At 72.2% G+C, this 22700-nt stretch carries 20 protein-coding genes; 15 read left to right on the top strand and 5 right to left on the bottom strand.

Translation table 11 applies throughout. The features are described 5' to 3' along the window. On the bottom strand, positions 1 to 1652 hold a 1652-nt coding region (locus tag QWZ14_RS26570), incomplete at its 3' end, for a DEAD/DEAH box helicase (RefSeq protein WP_408903751.1). A 202-nt stretch (positions 1653 to 1854) separates the two neighbouring features. On the opposite strand from QWZ14_RS26570, the gene QWZ14_RS26565 reads away from it, so the two are divergent. Further along, on the top strand, positions 1855 to 2568 hold the full coding sequence (locus QWZ14_RS26565; RefSeq protein WP_290320049.1) for an alpha/beta fold hydrolase: 714 nt from the start codon (positions 1855 to 1857) through the stop codon (positions 2566 to 2568). Between the two features lie 25 nt (positions 2569 to 2593). Here the strand turns inward: QWZ14_RS26565 and QWZ14_RS26560 are convergent, their stop codons facing one another. Next, positions 2594 to 5539, bottom strand: coding sequence for a PAS domain S-box protein (locus QWZ14_RS26560; protein WP_290320048.1), 2946 nt, complete (start codon positions 5537 to 5539; stop codon positions 2594 to 2596). 337 nt (positions 5540 to 5876) lie between these two features. Here QWZ14_RS26560 and QWZ14_RS26555 point away from each other — a divergent pair, with 337 nt between their 5' ends. Beyond that, positions 5877 to 6266: a PH domain-containing protein gene (locus QWZ14_RS26555; RefSeq protein WP_290320046.1), complete on the top strand. Its 390-nt coding sequence runs from the start codon at positions 5877 to 5879 to the stop codon at positions 6264 to 6266. Between the two features lie 27 nt (positions 6267 to 6293). On the opposite strand, the gene parE is transcribed toward QWZ14_RS26555, so the two are convergent. Next, complete coding sequence (gene parE, locus QWZ14_RS26550; RefSeq protein WP_290320045.1) at positions 6294 to 8285, bottom strand: DNA topoisomerase IV subunit B; 1992 nt, start codon at positions 8283 to 8285, stop codon at positions 6294 to 6296. Between the two features lie 128 nt (positions 8286 to 8413). Further along, a complete protein-coding gene (gene dps / locus QWZ14_RS26545; protein ID WP_290320044.1) occupies positions 8414 to 8920 on the bottom strand; it encodes a DNA starvation/stationary phase protection protein Dps in 507 nt (168 codons plus the stop codon). Positions 8921 to 9278: 358 nt separating this feature from the next. Between dps and QWZ14_RS26540 the strand changes: the two genes are divergently transcribed. From QWZ14_RS26540 to QWZ14_RS26495, 10 genes are all read left to right on the top strand, one after another. After that, positions 9279 to 10082, top strand: a complete 804-nt coding sequence (locus QWZ14_RS26540; RefSeq protein WP_290320043.1) for a shikimate dehydrogenase family protein — start codon at positions 9279 to 9281, stop codon at positions 10080 to 10082. 10 nt (positions 10083 to 10092) lie between these two features. Further along, positions 10093 to 11163: an amidohydrolase family protein gene (locus QWZ14_RS26535; RefSeq protein WP_290320042.1), complete on the top strand. Its 1071-nt coding sequence runs from the start codon at positions 10093 to 10095 to the stop codon at positions 11161 to 11163. After that, complete coding sequence (locus QWZ14_RS26530; protein WP_290320041.1) at positions 11160 to 12269, top strand: amidohydrolase family protein; 1110 nt, start codon at positions 11160 to 11162, stop codon at positions 12267 to 12269. Before QWZ14_RS26535 ends, QWZ14_RS26530 begins: the two co-directional genes overlap by 4 nt. A gap of 56 nt (positions 12270 to 12325) precedes the next feature. Beyond that, entirely contained in the window at positions 12326 to 12739 is a 414-nt protein-coding gene (locus QWZ14_RS26525) for a Rieske (2Fe-2S) protein (RefSeq protein ID WP_290320040.1), read from the top strand. A gap of 49 nt (positions 12740 to 12788) precedes the next feature. Then, the gene (gene secG, locus QWZ14_RS26520) at positions 12789 to 13109 is read left to right on the top strand and encodes a preprotein translocase subunit SecG (RefSeq protein ID WP_290320039.1); all 321 of its coding nucleotides are present in this window, start codon (positions 12789 to 12791) and stop codon (positions 13107 to 13109) included. A 223-nt stretch (positions 13110 to 13332) separates the two neighbouring features. Beyond that, a complete protein-coding gene (locus tag QWZ14_RS26515; protein ID WP_290320038.1) occupies positions 13333 to 14979 on the top strand; it encodes a CTP synthase in 1647 nt (548 codons plus the stop codon). A gap of 175 nt (positions 14980 to 15154) precedes the next feature. Then, a complete protein-coding gene (locus QWZ14_RS26510; protein ID WP_290320037.1) occupies positions 15155 to 16105 on the top strand; it encodes a hypothetical protein in 951 nt (316 codons plus the stop codon). 9 nt (positions 16106 to 16114) lie between these two features. After that, entirely contained in the window at positions 16115 to 16378 is a 264-nt protein-coding gene (locus QWZ14_RS26505; protein ID WP_290320036.1) for a hypothetical protein, read from the top strand. Between the two features lie 79 nt (positions 16379 to 16457). Next, complete coding sequence (gene eno / locus QWZ14_RS26500; protein WP_290320035.1) at positions 16458 to 17735, top strand: phosphopyruvate hydratase; 1278 nt, start codon at positions 16458 to 16460, stop codon at positions 17733 to 17735. Positions 17736 to 17873: 138 nt separating this feature from the next. Then, entirely contained in the window at positions 17874 to 18212 is a 339-nt protein-coding gene (locus QWZ14_RS26495; RefSeq protein WP_290320034.1) for an FtsB family cell division protein, read from the top strand. Here QWZ14_RS26495 and QWZ14_RS26490 read toward each other — a convergent pair. Continuing rightward, positions 18206 to 19267, bottom strand: a complete 1062-nt coding sequence (locus QWZ14_RS26490) for a phytanoyl-CoA dioxygenase family protein (protein WP_290320033.1) — start codon at positions 19265 to 19267, stop codon at positions 18206 to 18208. The genes QWZ14_RS26495 and QWZ14_RS26490 overlap by 7 nt on opposite strands. A 300-nt stretch (positions 19268 to 19567) precedes the next feature. On the opposite strand from QWZ14_RS26490, the gene pdhA reads away from it, so the two are divergent. The 3 genes from pdhA to QWZ14_RS26475 form a co-directional block, all read left to right on the top strand. Then, positions 19568 to 20593, top strand: a complete 1026-nt coding sequence (gene pdhA, locus QWZ14_RS26485) for a pyruvate dehydrogenase (acetyl-transferring) E1 component subunit alpha (RefSeq protein WP_290320032.1) — start codon at positions 19568 to 19570, stop codon at positions 20591 to 20593. Position 20594: 1 nt separating this feature from the next. Beyond that, positions 20595 to 22034 carry a pyruvate dehydrogenase complex E1 component subunit beta gene (locus QWZ14_RS26480; protein WP_290320031.1) on the top strand — a complete coding sequence of 480 codons (1440 nt, stop codon included), beginning with the start codon at positions 20595 to 20597 and terminating at the stop codon, positions 22032 to 22034. A 12-nt stretch (positions 22035 to 22046) separates the two neighbouring features. Continuing rightward, positions 22047 to 22700 (top strand): biotin/lipoyl-containing protein (locus QWZ14_RS26475; RefSeq protein ID WP_290320030.1); only part of this gene is annotated, 654 nt, incomplete at its 3' end.

The following is a 22700-nucleotide window of genomic DNA, read 5'->3' as shown; positions in this document are numbered from 1 at the left end:
CGCTCGCGCTCGCGCCCGCCATCCCGCCCGCCGGCGGCCGGACGGCCGCCGCGGGCCGGGGCACCGCGGCCGCCACGGCCACGGGTCGGCCGGGTCGCTGCCTCGGCGATTTCCTCGGTGCTGACCTCGTCGAGCCCCTCGACCTCGATGCGCGGGATCGGCCGGCCGGTCAGCTTCTCGATCGCCGCGACGTTGCGGGCGTCATCCGGGGTGGCGATGGTGAAGGCGGCGCCCTGCTTGCCGGCCCGGCCGGTGCGGCCGATGCGGTGGACGTAGTCCTCGGCATGGAAGGGCACGTCGAAGTTGAAGACATGGCTCAGCCCGCCGATGTCGAGGCCGCGCGCCGCGACATCCGAGCAGACCAGCAGCTGCAGCTCGTTCGCCTTGAACTTGTTCAGCGTGGCGAAGCGGGTCGGCTGGTCCATGTCGCCATGCAGCGCGCCGACCGAGAAGCCGTGCCGCTTCAGCGACTTGTAGAGGACGTCGACCTCGACCTTGCGGTTGCAGAAGATCAGCGCGGTCTGCACCTCCTCGCGGCGGATCAGCCGGCGCAGCGCTTCGCGCTTGTCGAGCTCGCGGGTCCAGAGCAGCCCGGCGGTGATGGTCGCGGCCACCGAGGCCGGGGCGGAGACGCTGATCTCCTTCGGGTTCTGCAGGAAGGCATCGGCCAGCCGGCGGATCTCGGGCGCCATGGTGGCGCTGAAGAACAGCGTCTGGCGCATCGGCGGCAGCATGGCGACGATGCGCTCGACATCGGGGATGAAGCCCATGTCCAGCATGCGGTCGGCCTCGTCGATGACGAGGACCTTGCAATCGGCGAGCAGGATGCGGCCGCGCTCGAACAGGTCGAGCAGCCGGCCCGGCGTGGCGATCAGGACGTCGACGCCCTTCTCGAGCACGGTGCGCTGGTCGTTCATGCTCTCGCCGCCGATCAGCAGGGCATGCACCAGGTTGAGGTGCTTGCCGTACTTCACGAAATTCTCGGCGACCTGCAGCGCCAGCTCGCGGGTCGGCTCCAGGATCAGGCTGCGCGGCATGCGCGCCTTGGCCCGGCCGGAGGCGAGGATGTCGAGCATCGGCAGGGTGAAGCCGGCGGTCTTGCCGGTGCCGGTCTGGGCGCAGCCCAGCACGTCGCGGCCCATCAGCACGATGGGGATGGCGGCTTCCTGGATCGGCGTCGGGGTGACGTAGCCGGCCTCGGACACGGCGCGGACGATCGGCTCGGAGAGGCCGAGGTCGGCGAAGGTGACGCGGGGGGCGGAGTCCTCGTCGCCCGGGTCCTCCTCGGCATCCTCCTCGGAGGCGCCCTCTTCGGCATCGGTCGGTGCCGCGGCGGCCGGCTCGGCGGTCTCATCCGCAGTGGGCATGGCCTGGCCGCTGTCGGTGGCGGGCGCCTCCGGGCCGGCGTCCGGCGAGGTCGCGTCCGGCGCGACGACATCCGTCGGGGCCGCGACGGCGGGGGCCGTCTCGGCGAAGCCCGCCTCGGCCTGCGCCGCCTCGGCGGCTTCCGCCGCGGGGGGCTCTACCGCGGCCGCAGCCTCGGGTTCCTCGGCGACGCCCTGCGTCGCCGGTGCCGCGGCGGTTGCCGCCGGCTGGTTGTTGTGCTCGTGTCCGGCCGCGTCGGGTGCGGGCCGTTCGGAGGTATCGGTCAAGTGCGGTCGGTTCCTTCGCCGGGACAGCGGCGGCATGGCGGCCCGAATGGCCGAAAACCGACGCCCGGCTCGCCTTTTCGCAAGGCTGCCATTCCAGGTCCGCGGCTCCTATGCGCCAGACCCGCGCAAAAATCAAGCGTGACCCGGCCGGCAGGCCGCATTCTGCCGGTCCGCCGACCTCCCGCCAGGAACCGCAACGCCCATGCCCGACCTCGCCGACCTGCTGCTGCTGCCCGGCTTGCTCTGCGACGCCGCGCTCTGGGAGGCCCAGGTCGCCGGGCTGGAGGGGCTGGCCCGCTGCCAGGTGGCGGAGGTGACCGCCGACGACAGCCTGCCGGCCATGGCCGCCCGCGCCCTGGCCGCGGCTCCCCCGCGATTCGCCCTGGCCGGGCTCTCCATGGGCGGCTACCTCGCCTTCGAGGTGCTCCGCCAGGCGCCCGGCCGGGTCACCCGGCTGGCGCTGCTCGACACCTCCGCCCGGCCGGACACGCCGGAGCAGGCCCGCCGCCGCCGCGGGCTGATGGCCCTGACCCGCAGCGGCCAGTTCAAGGGGGTGACGCCGCGGCTGCTGCCGCAGCTGGTCCACCCCGACCATCTCGCCGGCCCGGTCGGCGGCGCCGTCATGGCCATGGCCGAGCGGGTGGGGCGGGAGGCCTTCCTGCGCCAGCAGGCCGCCATTCTCGGCCGCCCGGATTCGGGGCCCGACCTGCCCGGGTTGCGGCTGCCGACCCTGGTCGCGGTGGGGGAGGCGGATGCGCTGACGCCGCCCGCGCTGGCGGCCGAGATCGCCGCCGCCATCCCCGGCGCCCGGCTGCACCGGATCCCCGGCTGCGGCCACTTGCCGCCGCTCGAGGCGCCCGCGGCGGTGACCGCGCTGCTGCGCGGCTGGCTCCTCGGGGAGGCGGGGACGGGCTGAGCCGCCGGCCGCGCCGCGGCGGCGCTCAGGCCGCCGCCGCCTCGCCGTCCAGCACCAGCGCCTTGGCCGCGCCGCTCCGGCTCAGCGGGACCTCGATGTCGCAGGCCAGCCCCTCGGCCAGCCAGCGCCGCCGCACCGCGCCGCCGAGCTGGCCCTGCACCGTCTGCTCGATGACCCGCGAGCCGAAGCCGCGCCCGGCCGGCAGGGTGGCGATGTCCGGCCCGCCGCTCTCGCGCCAGGCCAGGACCAGGCTCCGCTTCGCCGGATCCAGCCGCCAGGTCACCTGCAGCAGCCCGCCGGCCCGGGACAGCGCGCCGTACTTCATCGCATTGGTCGCCAGCTCGTGGATCGCCATGCAGAGCGGCTGGGCGGCATGGGCGGCGACCGTCACCGCCGGCCCGGCCAGCTCCGCCCGCGGCGCGTCGCGGCGGATTCCGGTCAGGAAGGGCGCCAGCTCGCCCTGCAGCAGGTCCTGCAGCTCCGCCCCCTCCCAGCGGCGCTGGGCCAGGATGGTCTGCGCCCGGGCCAGGGCGGCGACCCTTCCCTCGACGATCCGCACCAGCTCCGCCGGCGATTCCGCTCGCGACAGCCGCAGCGCCGCCTGCACCACCGCCAGGGCGTTCTTCGCCCGGTGGTCGACCTCCCGCATCAGCAGCTCGTTGCGCTGCTCGGTCCGCTTGCGGGCGGTGATGTCCATGGCGAGGCCGGTCAGCCGCACCGGCTGCCCTTGGGCGAAGCGGACCTGGCCGGTGGTGGCGATCCAGCGTTCCTGCCCGTCCTGCCGGCCGATGACGCGGTACTCCACCTGGTAGGTGCCCGGCCCCGCCGGGTCCAACGCGTTCCGGACCGCGTCGCGGCGCAGGGCCCGGTCATCGGGGTGCAGCCCGGCGAGGAAGACCCGGTTGGTCACCGGGAGGTCGTCCGGCAGGTCCCAGAAGGCGCGCATGCGGCGGTCCCAGGTGACCCGGCCGCTCGGGAGGTCGTGGTCGTAGATGCCGAAGCCGGCGGCCGCCTGGGCGAGGCGCAACCGCTCGCCGCTGTCGGCCAGGGCGGTCTCGGCGGCGCGGCGTTCGGTGACGTCGAGGATGATGCCGGCCAGCATCCGCGGATTGGCGCCGCCGGCGGGATCCGCCGTCGCCTCGCCACGGGCCAGCAGCCAGCGCTCGGCGCCATCCGCCAGGGCGACCCGGAACTCCAGGCTGAAGGCGCCCCCGGCGGCGGCGAGGCGGGACCGCAGCGCCAGCGCCGCCGCCCGGTCCGGCCGGTGGAGGCGGCCGAGGCAGCGGCCGACGGTCGGCACCGTCGCGGGGGAGAGGCCGAACAGCCCGGGCAGCGCCGCATCCGCCATCACCTGCCCATCCTCGGCGACCTCGAAGGCGACCACGCCGCTGGCCTCCTGCGCCCGATGCAGCCGCGCCTCGCTGCGGCTGAGCGCCCGTTCGGCCTGGCGCAGCGCGCTGAGGTCGGTGCGGGTGCTGACGATGGACATCGGGGCGCCGGTCAGCGGGTCCAGGCGCAGGGTCCATTGGGTGCCGGTGACGATGCGCGTGCCGTCGCGCCGCACCTGGCGCAGCTCGCCCTGCCACTGCCCGTGGCGGAGCAGGGCGGCGAGCAGCCCCTGGCGGCCGCCGGGGGGGAATTCGGTGGCCAGAAGCTCGGTCACCATCCGTCCCAGCGCCTCGTCGCGGGAATAGCCGTAGAGCCGGACGCAGCCCTCCGACCAGTGGCTCACCCGGCCCCTGAGGTCGGTGATCATGCAGGGGGTGAGGTCGAGGGCCTGGGAGACCTCCTCCAGCGTCGCGGCGCGGTCGGCGACCCGGGCCTCCAGCGTGTCGTTGGCGGCGATCAGGTCGAGCTGGCTGCGGCGGACCAGCAGCGCCAGCCCCAGCAGCGCCAGCATCGCCGGCAGGCCGATGCCGACCTGCGGCCGCACCGCCTCCCACCAGGCGGCGACGATGGCACTGCGCGGCCGGATGACGGCGACATAGACCGGCAGCTGCTCGAGACGGCGGAGGGCGATCAGCTGGGGCTCGCCGCCGATGGCGGCGGTCGCGTGATAGGTGGCCGCGAGCGTTCCCGCCTCGGCGTGGCGGCGGAACTGGCTACCCGGCGGCAGGGTGGGGAAGGGTCCCTCGGCGTCGCGGGTGCGGGCCAGCATCGCCCCGTCCGCCCGGATCAGGGCGATGGCATCGCCGGAGGTGGCGGTCAGCCGGCGGAGGCCATCCGCCAGCGGCGCCGGCTCGACCGAGAGGTTCACCAGCCCGTCGAAGCCATCGGGCTGCGGCGGATTGCCGGTGTTGCTGCGGCGCCGGCTGACCGCGAAGAAGCGCCGGCCTTCGAACCGGCCGGTATAGACCTGGCTGACATGCACCGGCGGCGCCCCTGGCGCGGCCAGGGCGGCGAAGTAGTCGCGGTCCTGCGCGAAGGAGACCTGCGGCACAGGCAGGCGGTCGGCGGCGACCAGCGGCATGCCCTGGCGGTCCAGCACATAGGCGGCGGAGGCCTGCGGCAGCTGGGTCACCAGCGCCCGCAGCTCATGATGCAGCTCCGCCTCGCGGTCGCGGATCTCGGCATCGGTCAGGCCCCGCAGCAGGTCGTCCACCCGGCTGGCGGCGATGGAGTAGTTGAGCAGCGATCGGGCGCTGTAGTCGGCCGCGGCCTCCGCCGCCCGGGCGAGCTCGACCCCGGCCTCCCGCCACTGCGCCGTCCAGGCCAGCCAGGCGCCGGCGCCGAGGATGCTGGCCGGCAGGGCGATCGCCCCGGCCAGCAGCCAGGCCAGCGAGCGGCGCAGCCGCCGGGCGGTCCGAGCGGCCGTGGTCGCGGTCACGGCGGGACGAGGCATCGCCGGCGGGGGCGGGGCCTCCGGCAGGAGGTTGTCCGCGGCCCAGCCGGCGGGCTCGGCCGCGGCGCTGCCCGGGCCGGCCGGCGACCGGCCGGGCATGGTCTCCGAGGAACCCTGGTCGGGCGTCACCCGATGGGATCCCCGCCTGGCGCGGCGCGGCCGGCATTGGGCAAGCGCATGTCGTCTCCTGCCCCGACCCCAGGGCGGCGTTCAGAACGGAACAGCACCGGACCGTACCGATGCGAGATGGCTTGCTATCACGAATCGGAAAGACATTCCTCAAACCGTGATGGCCAGACCTTACGGATAACCAGCAGTTGATTGAACCGATGGCCGAGCGCAAGGGTGGCGGGCCGCCCGGCACCGGCGCCTGACCACGTTGCGTCCGCCGCCTGCGCCGGTCACGATCCCGGCCCATCCGCCGGCGCCATCCACCGATGGGCCGGCCCCTCGCCGAGGCGCCCGCATGTCCGAAACCACCGTGCTCACCACCCGGGAAACCAAGCGGTCCTTCGGCCTCGGCCGCGGCGCCCTGGCCGTGCTGCTGCTCGGCCTGCCCTTCCTCGGCCGCCAGCGCATCACCATCACCAGCGAGCGGATCGTCATCGAATCCGGCTTCTGGACCAAGGTGCGCGACGACGTGGAGGTCTTCCGCATCCGCGACGTCGTCTCCACCCGCAACCTCTACCAGCGCCTGGTCGGCATCGGCGACATCGTGGTGAAGTCGGTCGAGGGCCGCGGCCCGGAGGAGGTGCAGGTGCTGAAGGGCGTGCCCGACCCGGTCGGGGTCAGCGAGGCGATCCGCACCGTCTGGAACCGCAGCCGGCCGCGCGGCCCGGCGACCAGCGTCGACTGACGCCGGGCCGGATGCCCGCGGCGCCGGTCAGACGTCGACCTCCGCCGCATCCAGCTTCGAGGCGTTCTCCTGGATGAACTTGAAGCGCAGCTCCGGCCGCCGGCCCATCAGCGCCTCCATCAGCTCGGCGGTATGCGCCCGCTCCTCGGTCGGCAGGATCACCTTCAGCAGGGTCCGCTTGCGCGGGTCCATGGTGGTCTCCTTCAGCGCCGCCGGCGGCATCTCGCCGAGGCCCTTGAAGCGGCTGACCTCGACCTTCTGGCTCGGCTTGAATTCCTTCTTCAGGATGCGCTCGCGGTCGGCGTCGTCCTGGGCATAGATCGACTTGCCGCCGTGCTGCAGCCGGTAGAGCGGCGGCTGCGCCAGGTGCAGCCGGCCCTGGTTCACCAGCTCGCGCAGCTCCTTGTAGAAGAAGGTCATCAGCAGCGCCGCGATATGCGCGCCGTCGACATCGGCATCGGTCATGATGATGACCCGGCCGTAGCGCAGCCGGGTGATGTCGAAGCGCTCCCCGGCGCCGCAGCCCAGCGCCTCGACCAGGTCCTTCAGCTCCTGGTTGCCGCGCAGCTTGTCGGCCGAGGCGCTGGCGACGTTCAGGATCTTGCCGCGCAGCGGCAGCACCGCCTGGGTTTCCCGGTCGCGCGCCTGCTTGGCCGAGCCGCCGGCGCTGTCGCCCTCGACCAGGAACAGCTCGGTCCCCTCGGCCGATTCGCGGGAGCAGTCGGTCAGCTTGCCCGGCAGCCGCAGCTTCCGGGTCGCCGACTTGCGCGGCATGTCCTTCTGCTCGCGGCGGCGGATGCGGTCCTCGGCCCGCTCGATCGCCCAGGCCAGCAGGTTGCCGGCGGTATTGGGGTCGCCGGCCAGCCAGTGGTCGAAGTGGTCGCGCAGCGCCGCCTCGACCAGCCGGGCGGCCTCCGGGCTGGTCAGCTTCTCCTTGGTCTGGCCCTGGAACTGCGGGTCGCGGACGAAGACGCTGAGCATGCCTGCGAGGCCGCCGAACAGGTCCTCGGCGGTGACCGAGGCGGCGCGCTTGTCCCGCTTCAGCTCGCCATAGGCGCGCAGGCCCTTGACGAGGGCGGCGCGCAGCCCGGCCTCATGGGTGCCGCCCTGGCTGGTCGGGATGGTATTGGCATAGGTGCTGAGGAAGCCGTCGCCATGCTCCAGCCAGGTGACCGCCCATTCGCAGCGGCCGGCGCGGTCGGGGAAGCTGGCCTCGCCGACATAGGGGGCCGGGACCACCTGGCCGCGGCCCTCGAGGGCGGAGGTCAGGAAGTCCGCCAGCCCGCCCGGGAAGTGCAGGGTGGCGCTGGCCGGGGTCTCCCCGCTCGCCAGGGCCGGGTCGCAGCTCCAGCGGATCTCGACCCCGCGGTAGAGATAGGCCTTGGAGCGGCACAGCCGGTAGAGCCGGGCGGCGGCGAATTCCAGCGGGCCGAAGATCTCGGGGTCGGGCTTGAAGCGGATGGTGGTGCCGCGGCGGTTGTGGATCGGCCCGGCGTTCTTCAGCCGCCCCAGCGGCTTGCCGCGGGCATAGGCCTGGGTGAACAGGGTGCGGTCGCGGGCGACCTCCACCTCCATCCGCTCGGCGAGCGCATTCACCACCGAGGAGCCGACGCCGTGCAGGCCGCCCGAGGTCTCATAGGCCTTGCCGGAGAACTTGCCGCCCGAATGGAGGGTGGTGAAGATGACCTCGAGCGCCGAGAGCTTGGGGAATTTCGGGTGCGGGTCGGTCGGGATCCCCCGCCCGTTGTCGCGCACGGTCAGCCAGTTGCCGGCCTCGAGGGTCAGCTCGATCCGGTCGGCATGGCCGGCCACCGCCTCGTCCATCGCATTGTCGAGGATCTCGGCGGCCAGGTGGTGCAGCGCGTTGTCGTCGGTGCCGCCGATGTACATGCCGGGGCGGCGGCGGACCGGCTCCAGCCCCTCCAGGACCTCGATGTCCTTGGCGGAATAGCTGGCGGCCTCGACCACACCCTTGGCCGCGGCTTTTGCGCCGGGGCGGCCGCCGAAGAGATCGTTCATGTCTTGTTCCCCTAATGCCGCCAAGATAGCCGGCAGGGGAGCCGGATACAACACGGTGGATGCAACCGGGGAGCGGGTTGCGGCGGCGGGTTGCCCCGCCGCCGCAGTCAGGCCTTGCCCTTGTGGCCTCAGGCCACGGTGTCGGGCGGCAGGTGGGCTTCCAGCATCCAGAGCATCTTGTCGGTGGCGCGGGACTTCTCGGTCAGCAGGTCGGCGGTGTCGGCGTCGCCGGCCTCATCGGTGGTGTCGATCCCCTCGCGCAGCGCCTTGGCGACCATGGCGTAGCGGTCGGCCAGCAGCTTCACGTGCTCCATCCCGGCATAGACATCGGTCGGGTAGGGCGGCAGGCGGGTGCTGGAGGCGAGGTTCTGGGTGACGCCAACGGCGGTGCCGCCGAGCTGGACGATCCGCTCGGCCAGGTCGTCGGTGTCGACGTGCAGGGCGTTGTAGAACTCCTCGAACAGCTTGTGCAGCTCGCCGAAATGCGGGCCCTTCACGTTCCAATGGGCCTGGCGGGTGGAGTTGTAGAGGTCGATCCCGTCGACCAGGCAGGCCTGCAGCACGCCGATCGAGACCTGCTTGGCATTGCCCGGGACGTCGTTGCGGGTGGGCTGGGGCTTCGCGGCTTTCGCCATGGGGAACTCCTCCTTCATATCGATACGCATCATGTGGCGCGCCGGCGTCCGGGGTCAGCCCCCCGAGGCGACGGCGGCCCACCAGGATGCGGCAGGCATCGTCTTCGTCCCGAAGCGACTTAGAACGATGCTGCTGCAACGCGGCACAGGCCCTGCGGCAGCGCCGCAACAGCCCGGCTGATGCATGACAAACCCGTGCGCTCGGGGTTTTCTGCCGGCATCCCGGCGGCGGGTGACCTGCAGGACAGGACCGGGTCATCCGGCCGGCGGGGGATGCGCCGCGGCTTTCGCCCCGGCCGGTTCCGGGCCAGGATGCCGCCCGCACCCGCCGCCCGGGCCTGCCAGGGAACGCCGAGCCATGCCGTCCATCACCGGTGCCGCCCGGGTCTTCGCCATCCTCGGCGACCCCGTGCACGTGGTCCGCTCGCCGGCCATGTGGAACGCCGAATTCGCCCGGCTCGGGCTGGATGCGGTCTTCGTCCCGCTGGAGGTCCCGGCCGCCGACCTCGCCGCCGCCTGGGCCGGCCTCTCCCGCATCCGCAACCTCGACGGGGTGGTGCTGACCATGCCGCACAAGCAGGCGGTGGTGCCCTGGCTGGCGGCGCTCGGGCCCATGGCCCGGCTCACCGGCGTGGCGAACACCCTCCGCCGGACCCCCGGCGGGTGGGAGGGCGACATGTTCGACGGCGAGGGTTTCGTCGCCGGGCTGCGGGCGGCCGGCCACGACCCGGCGGGGTTGCGGGTGCTGCAGCTCGGCTGCGGTGGGGCAGGGCGGGCCATCGCCTTCGCCCTGGCCCGGGCCGGGGCGGCGGCGCTCGACCTGTCGGACGCGGCGCCCGGCCGCGCCGGCGCCCTCGCCGCCGAGGTCGCCGTCGCCTTCCCCGCCTGCGAGGCCCGGGTCGCGCTGCCCGACCCCGCGGGCCATGCGCTGCTGGTCAATGCCACGCCCCTGGGCCTCCGCCCTGGCGACCCGCTGCCCTTCGACCCCGGCCGGCTGAGCGCCCTGCAGGTGGTCGCCGACGTCATTCCCAACCCCGAGATCACCCCGCTGCTGGACGCGGCCCGCGGGAAGGGGTGTGATGTGGTCACCGGCCGGGCCATGTTCGAAGGCCAGGCGAAGCTGGCGGCCGCCTATCTCGGGATCGCCGGCTGGGGAGGATAACGGGACGCCGATGCTCAGCGCCTATCGCCCGATCGACTGCGACCTCCACCCCATGGTTCCGGGGATGCAGGCGCTCACCCCCTACATGGACGAGTTCTGGCGCGACCAGGTGACCGAGCGCGGCATCACCACCCTCGACAGCCAGTCCTGGCCGATCCGCTCGCCGAAGACCATCCGCCAGGACTGGCGCGGCCCGAACGGCCGCGGCGCGGAGACGGTCGGGCAGCTGCAGCGCCAGTCGCTCGACCGGCTCGGCACCGCCGCCGGCATCCTGAACCCGCTCTACGGCGTGCAGCTGGTCTTCAACGAGGACATGGCGGTCGCCTTCACCCGCGCCCTGAACGACTGGACCCGGGCGGAATGGCTCGACCGGGACGACCGGCTGCGCGCCTCCATCGTGCTGCCGCTGCAGAGCGTCGAGGCCTCCGTCGCCGAGATCGAGCGCCTGGCGGGGGATGCGCGCTTCGTCCAGGTGCTGGCCCTGGTCATGGGCGAGAATCCTTTAGGAAGAAGGCAGTACTGGCCGATCTTCGAAGCTTGCGTGAGGCATGGCCTGCCGCTCGGCATCCATGCCGGCAGCGCCTACCGGCATCCGCAGACCTCGGTCGGCTGGACCTCCTGGTACCTCGAGGAATACGCCGCCAACCAGCAGGGCTTCCAGAGCACCCTGGCCAGCCTGCTGACCGAGGGCGCCTTCGCCAAATACCCCGCCCTCAAGGTGGTGCTGCTGGAATCCGGCGTCACCTGGCTGCCGAGCTTCCTCTGGCGGCTGCAGAAGACCTGGAAGGGGGTGCGCTTCGAGATCCCCTGGGTCGACCGGCTGCCGGCCGAGATCATCCGCGACCAGGTCCGCCTGACCGTGCAGCCGCTGGATGCGCCGGAGGAGGGCAACACCGTGGAACGGATCATCGACCATTTCCGTTCGGAGGAGATGCTGCTCTGGGCCTCCGACTGGCCCCATTGGCAGTTCGACGGGGACGCCGCCATCCCGCCTGGCATCCCCGAGCGCCTGCTGCCCAAGCTGATGCGGGACAACGCGCTGGCGACCTACCAGCGCCTGCGTGAAGGAGCCGTCGCATGAACGTCGTCCAACCCATTGCGATGCCTGGAAAACCGCCGGCCGCAACGCTGGGTCTGGTGGATGTCGACATCCATCCCCGCACCACCAGCCTCGAGGTCTTCCGGCCCTATCTCAGCCAGCGCTGGTGGGAGCACCTGCAGACCTGGGGCATGCGCGCCCGGCACGGCTTCACCGGCGGCCAGCCGCCCTTCCCGAAGGCCCAGCCCCTGGCCGCCCGGCGCGACGCCTGGCCGCCGACCGGGGGCACGCCGGCCTCCGACCTCGACTTCCTGCGCTTCCAGCTGCTGGACAATTACGGGATCGACTACGGCATCCTGAACCCGCTGCAGCCGAGCGGGCAGGGGGACCGGAACAACGGCTTCTCCGCCGCCATGGCGCATGCCAACAACGAGTGGCAGCTCGACCACTGGCTGCGGAAGGAGCCGCGGCTGCGCGGTAGCATCGTGGTCCCCTACGAGGACCCGGCCGCCTCCGCCGCCGAGATCAGGAAGCGCGCCGGCGACCCGAATTTCTCGCAGGTGCTGATGATGTCGCGCACCGCCGAGCCCGCCGGCAACCCGCGCTACTGGCCGATCTACGAGGCGGCGGTCGAGGCCGGGCTGCCGGTCGCCTTCCACGCCTTCGGCTATTCCGGCTGGGCCATGACCAACGGCGGCTGGCCGAGCTTCTACATCGAGGAGGTGAGCGAGCACGCCACCTCCTGCCAGAACCAGGTCATCTCCCTGGTGACGGAGGGCGTCTTCGCCCGGTACCCCGGCCTGAAGGTGGTGCTGATCGAATGCGGCTTCGCCTGGCTGCCCTCGGTCGGCTGGCGGCTCGACAAGCACTGGAAGCACCTGAAGTCCGAGGTGCCGCACCTGACCCGGCTGCCGTCCGATTACATCAAGGAGCACATCTACGTCTCGACCCAGCCGATGGAGGACCCCGAGCGGGGCAAGCACCTGCTCGACATCTGCGAATGGGTCGGCTGGGACCACATCCTGTTTGCCTCGGACTATCCGCACTGGGATTTCGACGACCCGCGCCAGGCACTGCCCGGCACCATCCCGGTCGAGCGGCGCGCCGCCATCTTCGGCGGCAACGCCAAGGCGCTCTACAATTTTTGAAACCTCCGGCGGGGTCCGGGACGGCGCCCCGGTTCCTGCTGCCTGGGAACGGTAGCGTGGCCAAGATCATCGTCGCCCCCGTCTCCGACCTCCCCCCCGGCGGCCGCAGGCTGGTCGAGGCCGAGGGCAAGCGCATCGTCGTCTTCAACCTGGGCGGCGAGTTCTTCGCCCTCTCGGACCGCTGCCCGCACCAGGGCGGCAGCCTCTGCGCCGGGCTGGTCTCCGGCCATGTCGAGAGCTCGACCCCGGGCGAGTACCGCTACTCCCGTCGCGGCGAGATGGTCCGCTGCCCCTGGCACTACTGGGAATTCGACATCCGCACCGGCAAGTCCTGGTTCGACCCGAAGCGGGTCCAGCTCCGCCAGTACCCCGCCCATGTCGAGCCCGGGGCCGCCCTGGTCGAGGGTCCCTACCTGGCCGAGACCTTCGCCGTGCGGGTCGAGGATTCCTACGTGGTGGTCGAGGCCTGAGGCGGGCGGGGGGCTGGAATCCCGCCCCGATTGCCGGTAGTGAACCGCAATGGCCACTGTCCTCCTGATCATCCATCTCTTCGTGACCCTCGCCCTGATCGGCGTGGTCCTGCTCCAGCGCAGCGAGGGCGGCGGGCTCGGCATCGGCTCGTCGCAGGGCATGGGCTCCTTCATGGGCGGACGCGGCACCGCCAACCTGCTGACCCGCACCACCGGCATCCTCGGCACGCTGTTCTTCGTGCTGTCGCTGACCCTGGCGCTGCTCGGCCGCGGCACCGGCCTGCGCGGCTCGATCCTCGACGTGGCGCCGCCGCCGCCGGCCGCGACCGCCCCGGCCGTCCCCGCCGCCCCGGGCGTTCCGAACAACTGAGCCCCGGCGCCGGCGCCCCCGGCCCAACCGAGTCGCCGGCCCCGGCCGGCCGAGTCGAACCCCGGCGGCTGCCGGTCCTGGCCCCCGGCTGCCCGCGGCCACGCCTCCGGCCCGGCATTCCGGCCGCCCGGACGGCTGATATCCGACAAGCCACAGGGATGCATGGCGGATACGTGACGCGGCGGGTAGCCGAGGCGCCCAACCGTCGCTAAGAAGGGCGCCCATGGCGCGGTTCGTATTCATCACCGGCGGCGTGGTCTCCTCCCTCGGCAAGGGCATCGCAGCGGCATCTCTCGGTGCCCTGTTGCAGGCGCGCGGATACAAAATCCGCCTGCGCAAGCTCGATCCCTATCTGAACGTGGATCCGGGGACCATGTCGCCCTATCAGCATGGGGAAGTCTTCGTCACCGACGATGGTGCCGAGACCGACCTCGACCTTGGGCATTACGAGCGTTTTACGGGAGTCCATGCCTCGAAGGCGGACAACTGGACGACGGGTCGGATCTACTCGGATGTCATCGCGGCCGAGCGCCGCGGCGACTATCTCGGTGGCACCGTCCAGGTGATCCCGCACATCACCGACAAGATCAAGGAAGTGGTCCAGGCCGAGACCGACGGCTACGACTTCATCCTGGTCGAGGTCGGCGGCACCGTGGGCGACATCGAATCGCTGCCCTTCCTCGAGGCGCTGCGGCAGCTGGCCAACGAGCTGGGCCCGACCAACAGCCTCTTCATGCACCTCACGCTGGTGCCCTACATCGGCTCCGCCGGTGAGCTGAAGACCAAGCCGACCCAGCACTCGGTCAAGGAGCTGCTGGGCCTGGGCATCCAGCCGCAGATCCTGCTCTGCCGCTGCGACCGGCCGATCCCGGAGAACGAGCGGCGCAAGATCGCGCTGTTTTGCAACGTCCGTCCGGAATCCGTCATCCCGGCGCTGGATGCCAGCAGCATCTACGGCGTGCCGCTGCAGTACCATACCGAGGGGCTGGACCGCGAAGTCCTCCGCCACTTCGGCCTCTCCATCTACGGGGAGCCGGACATGCGGCGCTGGGAGGGCATCGTCCATTCCCTGTCCCAGCCGGAGGGCGAGGTCACTATCGCCGTCGTCGGCAAGTACACCAACCTGCTCGACAGCTATAAGTCGCTGAACGAGGCGCTGACCCACGGCGGCATCGCGCACAACGTCAAGGTCAAGCTCGACTGGGTCGATTCGGAGGTCTTCGACGACCGCCGTGGCGACATGGCCGAGGCGGTGAAGCGGCTCGAGGGCGTCCACGGCATCCTGGTGCCCGGCGGCTTCGGCGAGCGCGGCACCCCCGGCAAGATCGAGGCGGTCCGCTTCGCCCGCGAACGCAAGATCCCCTTCTTCGGCATCTGTTTCGGCATGCAGATGGCGGTGATCGAGGCGGCGCGGAACCTGGTCGGGCTCAAGGGCGCCTCCTCCACCGAATTCGGCCCCTGCGAGGACCCGGTGGTCGGGCTGATGACCGAATGGCTGCGCGGCAACGCGCTCGAGCGGCGCAATGCCATGGGCGACCTCGGCGGCACCATGCGGCTCGGCGCCTATGCGGCCAGGCTGACCGAGGGCTCGCTGGTGCAGCAGGTCTACGGCGGCTCGGCCGAGATCCAGGAGCGCCACCGCCACCGCTACGAGGTGAACGTCAACTACAAGGACCGGCTGGAGGAGGTGGGACTCCGCTTCTCCGGCATGTCCCCGGATGGCGAGCTGCCGGAGATCGTCGAGTACCCGGACCACCCCTGGTTCATCGGCGTCCAGTTCCACCCGGAGCTGCGCTCGAAGCCCTTCGCGCCGCATCCGCTGTTCCGCGGCTTCATCGGCGCCGCGGTCCGCCACTCCCGCCTGGTCTGACCCGGGCCGGAGGGTCGGCCCTGGTCGGGGCCGACCCTACCCAACGGTAATCCCGAAGAAAGCACAGTGCCGCCATGGTTGCGGCACAACCGGCCGATAGGACCGATGCGCCCGCCGCTTGACCGCGGTTCCCGGCAAGGTCTCACTCGCGCCAGCCTTCCAGAAGGAAACCGCCATGGTCCGGCGTCGCCTCATGATGATTGCCCTGCCCCTCCTCGCCGCCCCGGCGCTCTCCGGCTGCGCCGGCTCGGGCCGGGGCCGGCCCGAGCCGCCGATGACCGCGGCGCTGCGCTTCGCCGCGGCGCTCGAGGCCGCCGACCCCGCGGTCGATGCCGCCGTCGCCCGGATGGACGGCTTCGAGCGCATGGCCGCGCGCGAGGACAGCGCCATCGGCTTCGCCGTCGGCGGCCGCGCCGCGCCGCCCTCCCGCTTCACCGCCGCCCCGGCCGGCGCCGCCGAGGCCGCCGGCCGGGTGCTCTCGCCCGCCTTCACGGCGCTCAGCGACTACGGCCACCTGCTCGACCAGGTGGCGGAGGGCGAGCGCATCCAGGGCAAGCCGGGGCCGAGCGGCCAGCAGCTCGCCGCCGCCGTCGGCAACGGCCTCGCCGCCGTCCAGGCCGCCGGCGGCACGCCGGTGCCGGAGCCGGTGCGGACCGCCGGCCTCGCCGGCATCGCCGCCCTCTCCGACATGCCGGAGACCATGACCCGCGGCGGTGCCCGGCCGACCCTGGCGGGCATGGTCGCCGCCGGCCAGCCGCACCTGCAGGCGGTGGTGGCGCTGCTGCGCGCCGTCATCGGCCCGGAGATCGGGCAGGGGGCCCGCGGCGCCATCCGCGCCCGGCGGGAGGCGCTCGATGCCCAGCAGTCCCGCTTCCTCGCCGCCCTCCGCGCCGATGGCCGGATCGGCGCCGGGGAGCGCTACAGCATCTTCCGCAGCGTCGCCGAGCTGCGTGATGCCGACCCGGCCGAGGGCACCTTCGCCGCGCTGATCGACCTGCTGGCGGCGATCGAGCAGGCGCATGCGGCGCTGGCGGCCGATGGCCCGGACGCCGAGGATCCGGTCGTCGCGCTCGAGGCCGCGGTCGCCCGGGTCTCGGTCACCACCGAAGGCAGCCGCCGCGGCTAGCCCGCCGCCATGCGGCGGCGGGGCCGCCGGCTGCTCGGGCTGGGGGCCGCGATGCTGGTCCTCGCCATGGCCGCCGCCGGCTTCGGCCTGGGCGAGGCGGCCGGCCCGCTGATCCTCGGCGCCGCCGGCGCCGGGGCGCTGGGCGGCGCGCTGCTGGCCACCGGCGCTGCCGGGGATGGCGGCAGCGGCGACGGCTTCGGCGGCGACGCCGCCGACGGCGAAGGGGATGGCGGCGGCGATGGCGGCGGTGGCGGGGACGGCGGGGGCGAATAGCCGGCCTCTCCGGCAGTTGTGCCCTTGCCGCCCGCGACCGGGGCCGTTATCCGCGCCTGGAACAGCGTCGGAGCCCCCCATGTCCGCCATCGTCGACATCACCGCCCGCGAAGTCCTGGACAGCCGCGGCAACCCCACGGTCGAAGCCGAGGTGGTGCTGGACAGCGGCATCAGCGGCCGCGCCATCGTCCCCTCCGGCGCCTCCACCGGCGCGCACGAGGCCTCGGAGCTGCGCGACGGCGACAAGTCCCGCTACGGCGGCAAGGGCGTGCTGAAGGCCGTCGCCAATGTCGAGGGCGAGATCTTCGATGCCCTCTCCGGCATGGACCCGACCGAGCAGCTCCGCATCGACGCCGCCATGATCGAGCTGGACGGCACCCCGAACAAGTCCCGCCTCGGCGCCAATGCCATCCTCGCGGTCAGCCTGGCCACCGCCAAGGCGGCCGCCATCGACCTCGACCTGCCGCTGTACAAGTATGTCGGCGGCGTCTTCGCCCGCACCCTGCCGGTGCCGATGATGAACATCATCAACGGCGGCCAGCACGCGGACAACCCGATCGACATCCAGGAATTCATGATCATGCCGGTCGCCGCCGGCACCATGGCGGATGCGGTCCGGATCGGCGCCGAGTGCTTCGCCGCGCTGAAGAAGCAGCTGCACGACGCCCACCACAACACCAACGTCGGCGACGAGGGCGGCTTCGCCCCGAACATCGGCAGCGCCGACGAGGCGCTGGGCTTCATCGCCAAGGCTTGCGAGGCCGCCGGCCACCGGGTCGGCGAGGACATCGTCTTCGCCCTCGATGCCGCCAGCACCGAGTTCTTCCATGAGGGTGTGTACAAGATGGACGGCGAGGGCAAGTCCTTCGACGCCGGCGGCATGGTCGACTACCTCGCCGCGCTCTGCGCCAAGTGGCCGATCGTCAGCATCGAGGACGGCATGGCCGAGGACGACTGGGCCGGCTGGAAGCTGCTGACCGAGAAGCTCGGCGGGAAGGTCCAGCTGGTCGGCGACGACCTCTTTGTGACCAACCCGGAGCGCCTGCGCCAGGGCATCGAGACCGGCACCGCGAATTCCATCCTGGTCAAGGTCAACCAGATCGGCACGCTCTCCGAGACGCTGGAAGCGGTCGAGATGGCGCATCGCGCCGGCTATACCGCGGTCATGTCGCACCGCTCGGGCGAGACCGAGGACGCCACCATCGCCGACCTCGCCGTGGCGACCAACTGCGGCCAGATCAAGACCGGCTCGCTGTCGCGCTCGGACCGGCTGGCCAAGTACAACCAGCTCATCCGGATCGAGCAGCAGCTCGGCACCGCCGCCCGCTACGCCGGCCGGACCATCCTCCGCCGCTGAGCCACCGGCCGCCCCGCCGAAAAATGCGCGGCGCCGCGTTCTGTGCTTGCCAGGACGCGGCGCCATTCGGCATCAAGGGGTCGTGACCGCGGCCGCCCGGGGGGGGGGGCCGTCACGCGCGACGGGGGGCCGCTGCCGATGGACCATGATTCGCTCGGGCGCCGCCTGCGCCGCTGGCTGAAGGATGCGGCGCCGCCGGTGGGCCTCGCCCTGCTCTGCGGCTATTTCGTCTGGCATTCGCTGGAGGGCGAGAGCGGCCTCTGGGCCCGCGAGCGCCGCCTCGCCGAGATCGCCGGCGCCAAGCTGACCCTCGCCCGGGTCGAGAACGAGCGCGACTCGATGGAGCGCCGGGTCAATGGCCTGCGCGGCGACCGCATCGACCGCGACCAGCTCGACGAGCGGGCCCGCACCCTGCTGAACCTCGTCGGCAAGGACGAGATCGTCATTCCCTACGAGCCCTCCCGCCGCCTCTACTGAGCAGGGCCGGGGGCCTCGCCCGGCAGGCGGGGTGGCGCCGCCGGGGAGCGGTCGCCGACCCAGCCCCAGCCATTGCCCCGCCCGCCCAGCCGCGCCAGCAGGTCCTGCGCCGCCCAGAAGCCGCGCACCACCCGGCCGGAGCGCAGCCCCCGCCCGATCCCCGCCCAGGGCTGGAAGGGCCAGCCCCTGGCATAGCCCCAGATCGCGATCCGGCAGGCCGACCCGGCGCTGATCCCGCGCCGGTGAAAGCCGCTGGTATCGGCGATCACCAGGGTATTGGCCGCCACCGCCAGCTTGCGCGGCGCCGGGTAGCCGAGCCGCCGCAGCATCGCCTCCTCGATCCGCAGCGAGCCCTCGCCGGTCAGCCGGTCGGCGTGCTGCGCCGCCGTGACCGAAACCCGCCGCTCCCAGGCCAGGTGCCGCCGGCCCGGCCGGTGCGAGCCCGGCACGTAGGTGAAGCCCGCCGCATCCCCCGGCACCTCGGTCAGGAACAGCCAGGACTTCACCGTCGGGTGGAAGGTGTCGCTGTGGAAATGGCTCTGTACGTCCGGCGGCGCCTCCCGCACCCCGCTGAAGACGGTCTGCACGAAGAGATGCGGCGGCAGGCGGCAGGAGCCGACGTAGTCGTGCAGCCCGCGGTAGCGCGCGCCGCCGAGCGCCGCCGCGGTGGCGGGCAGGCCGGGCAGGGCGGTGCCGTCCAGCGGGATCAGCCGCGTGAGGGTGGAGCCGTCGACGAACTCCCGCGCCGGGGTGGTCCAGCCCAGCAGCTCCGCCCGGACCCGCGCGAACTCGGCCGGCGGCAGGAAATCCGGGATCGCCAGGTAGCCGTCGCGCTCGAAGGCGGCGCGGTCGGCGGCGGCGATGCCGGGCGCCAGCCGCCGCCGCCGCGCCGCCGCCAGCCGCAGCGCCAGGCGCTTGCGCCAGAGGTGCAGCCCCCAGCGGTTCAGCCGGGCATGGCCGAGCACCGGGTTGTCGCGGAAGGATTTGGCGCCGGTCGCCACCGCCAGCACCTGCAGCGGCAGCAGCAGCCAGCGGCTCCAGGCGGGCATCGGCATGCGGGCTCCTGCGGCTCGGCGGCTTATCCGGGCGCGGGCCGGGGCCGGTCAAGGAAAGACCCGCGCTGCGGTGGAATTGCCCGGGCGGCGGGGAGGGCTCCGAATCTTGCGCCGGGCCCGGGGTCTGCCGCAATGGCCGGAATGCATGCCGCACTGCGTCAAAATGGAATTAACAAACATTTGGTTAATGTCGGTATTTCGTTGCGGCGTCTCGGTTTTTTCTTGGGGCTCGCGCTTGTCGTTCGGCCATGGCGCGCGTAATTCCCTGTCGTCGAGGATGCATACCAAGGGAGGGACCGGATGGCCCAGGCAGCGGAAGCGGCGAGCGCCAAGCGACGCGGGCGGGCGGCGAAGGATCCCTCCATGTCGCGCGACCAGCTCCTGCAGGCCTATCGGGACATGCTCCTGATCCGCCGCTTCGAGGAGAAGGCCGGCCAGCTTTACGGCATGGGCCTCATCGGCGGCTTCTGCCACCTCTACATCGGCCAGGAAGCGGTGGTGGTCGGCATGCAGGCCTGCCTCGAGCCGGGCGACCAGGTCATCACCTCCTACCGCGACCACGGCCACATGCTGGCCACCGGCATGGAGGCGCGCGGCGTCATGGCCGAGCTGACCGGGCGCATCGGCGGCTACTCCAAGGGCAAGGGGGGCTCCATGCACATGTTCAGCCGGGAGAAGGGCTTCTACGGCGGCCATGGCATCGTCGGCGCCCAGGTCTCGCTCGGCACCGGCCTCGCCTTCGCCAACTGGTACCGGCAGTCGAAGAACCTCTCGCTGACCTATTTCGGCGAGGGCGCCTCGAACCAGGGCCAGGTCTTCGAGAGCATGAACCTCGCCGCGCTGATGAAGCTGCCGGTCATCTTCATCATCGAGAACAACAAGTACGGCATGGGCACCAGTGTCGAGCGTGCCAGCGCCTCCCGCGACCTGTCGAAGAACGGCGCGCCCTGGGGCATCCCCGGCGAGCAGGTGAACGGCATGGACGTGGTGGCGGTGAAGGAGGCCGGCCAGCGCGCCGCCGCCCACTGCCGCGAGGGCCTCGGCCCCTACCTGCTGGAGATGCGGACCTACCGCTACCGCGGCCATTCCATGTCCGACCCGGCGAAGTACCGCACCCGGGAGGAGGTGCAGAAGATGCGCGAGCAGTCCGACCCGATCGAGACCGCGCGCAAGTCGCTGCTGGAGGGCGGCACCACCGAGGCCGAGCTGAAGACGATCGACGACAGCGTCAAGGCCATCGTGCAGGAAGCCGCCGACTTCGCCCAACAGAGCCCAGAGCCGCCCGAGAGCGAGCTCTGGACCGATATCCTGCTGGAGGCCCGCTGACATGGGTGTCGAGATCCTGATGCCCGCGCTCTCCCCGACCATGACGGAGGGCAAGCTCTCCCGCTGGCTGAAGCAGGAGGGCGATGCGGTGAAGTCCGGCGACGTCATCGCCGAGATCGAGACCGACAAGGCGACCATGGAGGTGGAAGCCGTCGAGGAAGGCACGCTGACCAAGATCCTGGTGCCCGAAGGCACCGAGGGCGTCGCGGTGAACAGCGTGATCGCCGAGCTCGACGGCGGCGGCGGCGGCGCGGCCAAGCCGGTGGCCCCCGGCCATGACACCAACCAGCCGCAGCAGCCGGCCCCGCCGGCGGCCGCCAGCCCCGCGGTCGGCGGCACCGCCAAGCAGGCCGAGGACCATGCCCAGGTCGCCGCCAAGGGCGCCGAGAGCCGCCCCGAGGCATCGGCCAGGACCGAGCCGGGCAAGGCCCAGGCCGAGCCGGACAAGGATTGGGGCGCGACCAAGCCCATCACCGTGCGCGAGGCGCTGCGCGACGCCATGGCCGCCGAGATGCGCGCCGACGACAAGGTCTTCCTGCTCGGCGAGGAGGTCGCCCAGTACCAGGGTGCCTACAAGATCAGCCAGGGGCTGCTCGAGGAATTCGGCCCGCGCCGGGTGATCGACACGCCGATCACCGAGCACGGCTTCACCGGCATGGCGGTCGGCGCCGCCTTCACCGGGCTGAAGCCGATCGTCGAGTTCATGACCTTCAACTTCTCCATGCAGGCGATCGACCAGATCGTGAACAGTGCCGCGAAGACGTTGTACATGTCGGGCGGCCAGCTCGGCTGTCCCATCGTCTTCCGCGGCCCGAACGGCGCGGCGTCGCGCGTCGCGGCGCAGCATTCCCAGTGCTACGCGAGCTGGTACGCGCACCTGCCCGGCCTCAAGGTGCTGGCGCCCTGGTCGGCGGCGGACGCCAAGGGGCTGCTGCGCGCCGCCATCCGGGACCCGAACCCGGTCATCTTCCTCGAGAACGAGATCCTCTACGGCCAGACCTTCGAGGTCCCGACCGCGGATGACTTCATCCTCGAGATCGGCAAGGCCAAGATCGAGCGGGCCGGCAAGGATGTCACCATCGTCGCCTTCAGCATCGAGGTCGGCCTCGCGCTGCAGGCCGCCGAGAAGCTGGCCAAGGAGGGCATCGAGGCCGAGGTGGTGAACCTCCGCTCGCTGCGTCCGCTCGACATCGACACCATCGTGGCCTCGGTCAAGAAGACCAACCGCCTGGTGACGGTGGAGGAGGGCTGGCCCTATGCCGGCATCGGCGCCGAGGTCTCGATGCAGGTGATGGAAGCGGCCTTCGACTACCTGGATGCGCCGCCGGTCCGCGTCGCCGGGCTCGATGTCCCGATGCCCTATGCGGCCAATCTCGAGAAGCTCGCGCTGCCGACCATCGACCACGTGGTCGATGCGGTGAAGCGCGTGACCTACAAGTAAGGGGCGGAGACGATGGCAACCAATATCCTCATGCCGGCGCTCTCGCCCACCATGACCGAGGGCACGCTGGCCCGCTGGCTGAAGAAGGAAGGCGATACCGTCAAGGCCGGCGACATCATCGCCGAGATCGAGACCGACAAGGCGACCATGGAAGTGGAAGCCGTGGACGAGGGCATCCTCGGCAAGATCCTGGTCGCCGACGGAACCGCCGGCGTGCAGGTGAATGCGACCATCGGCGTGCTGGTCGAGGAGGGCGAATCCGCCGATGCGGCGCCCGCGCCGAAAGCAGCCAAGGCGGAAGCCAACCAGTCGCCCTCGCAAGGCGCGGCGCAGGAAGGCATCAAGGCGGATGGCGGCAAGGTCGCCGGCGCCGCCGAGCAGCCGATCACCCCGCCCGCCCCGGCGGAGAAGCAGGCGCTGAACCCGCAGCCGATCCCGCCCAAGGCCAATGGCCATGATGGCGGCGAGCGTGTCTTCGTCTCGCCGCTGGCGAAGCGCATGGCGGCCCAATCCAACCTCGACCTCGCCGGCATCACCGGCAGCGGTCCCGGCGGCCGCATCGTGAAGTCCGACGTCGAGGCGGCGCTGAACAAGCCCGCCGGCGCCAGGCCCGCGCCGGCCCCGGCCGCCGCGCCGGCGCCCGCGGCAGCCCCCGCCGCCGCCCCG

Origin of the sequence: Paeniroseomonas aquatica (assembly GCF_030409335.1) — a bacterium.
GTDB lineage: Bacteria > Pseudomonadota > Alphaproteobacteria > Acetobacterales > Acetobacteraceae > Belnapia > Belnapia aquatica.
This window is presented reverse-complemented; position numbering and strand designations above follow the sequence as displayed.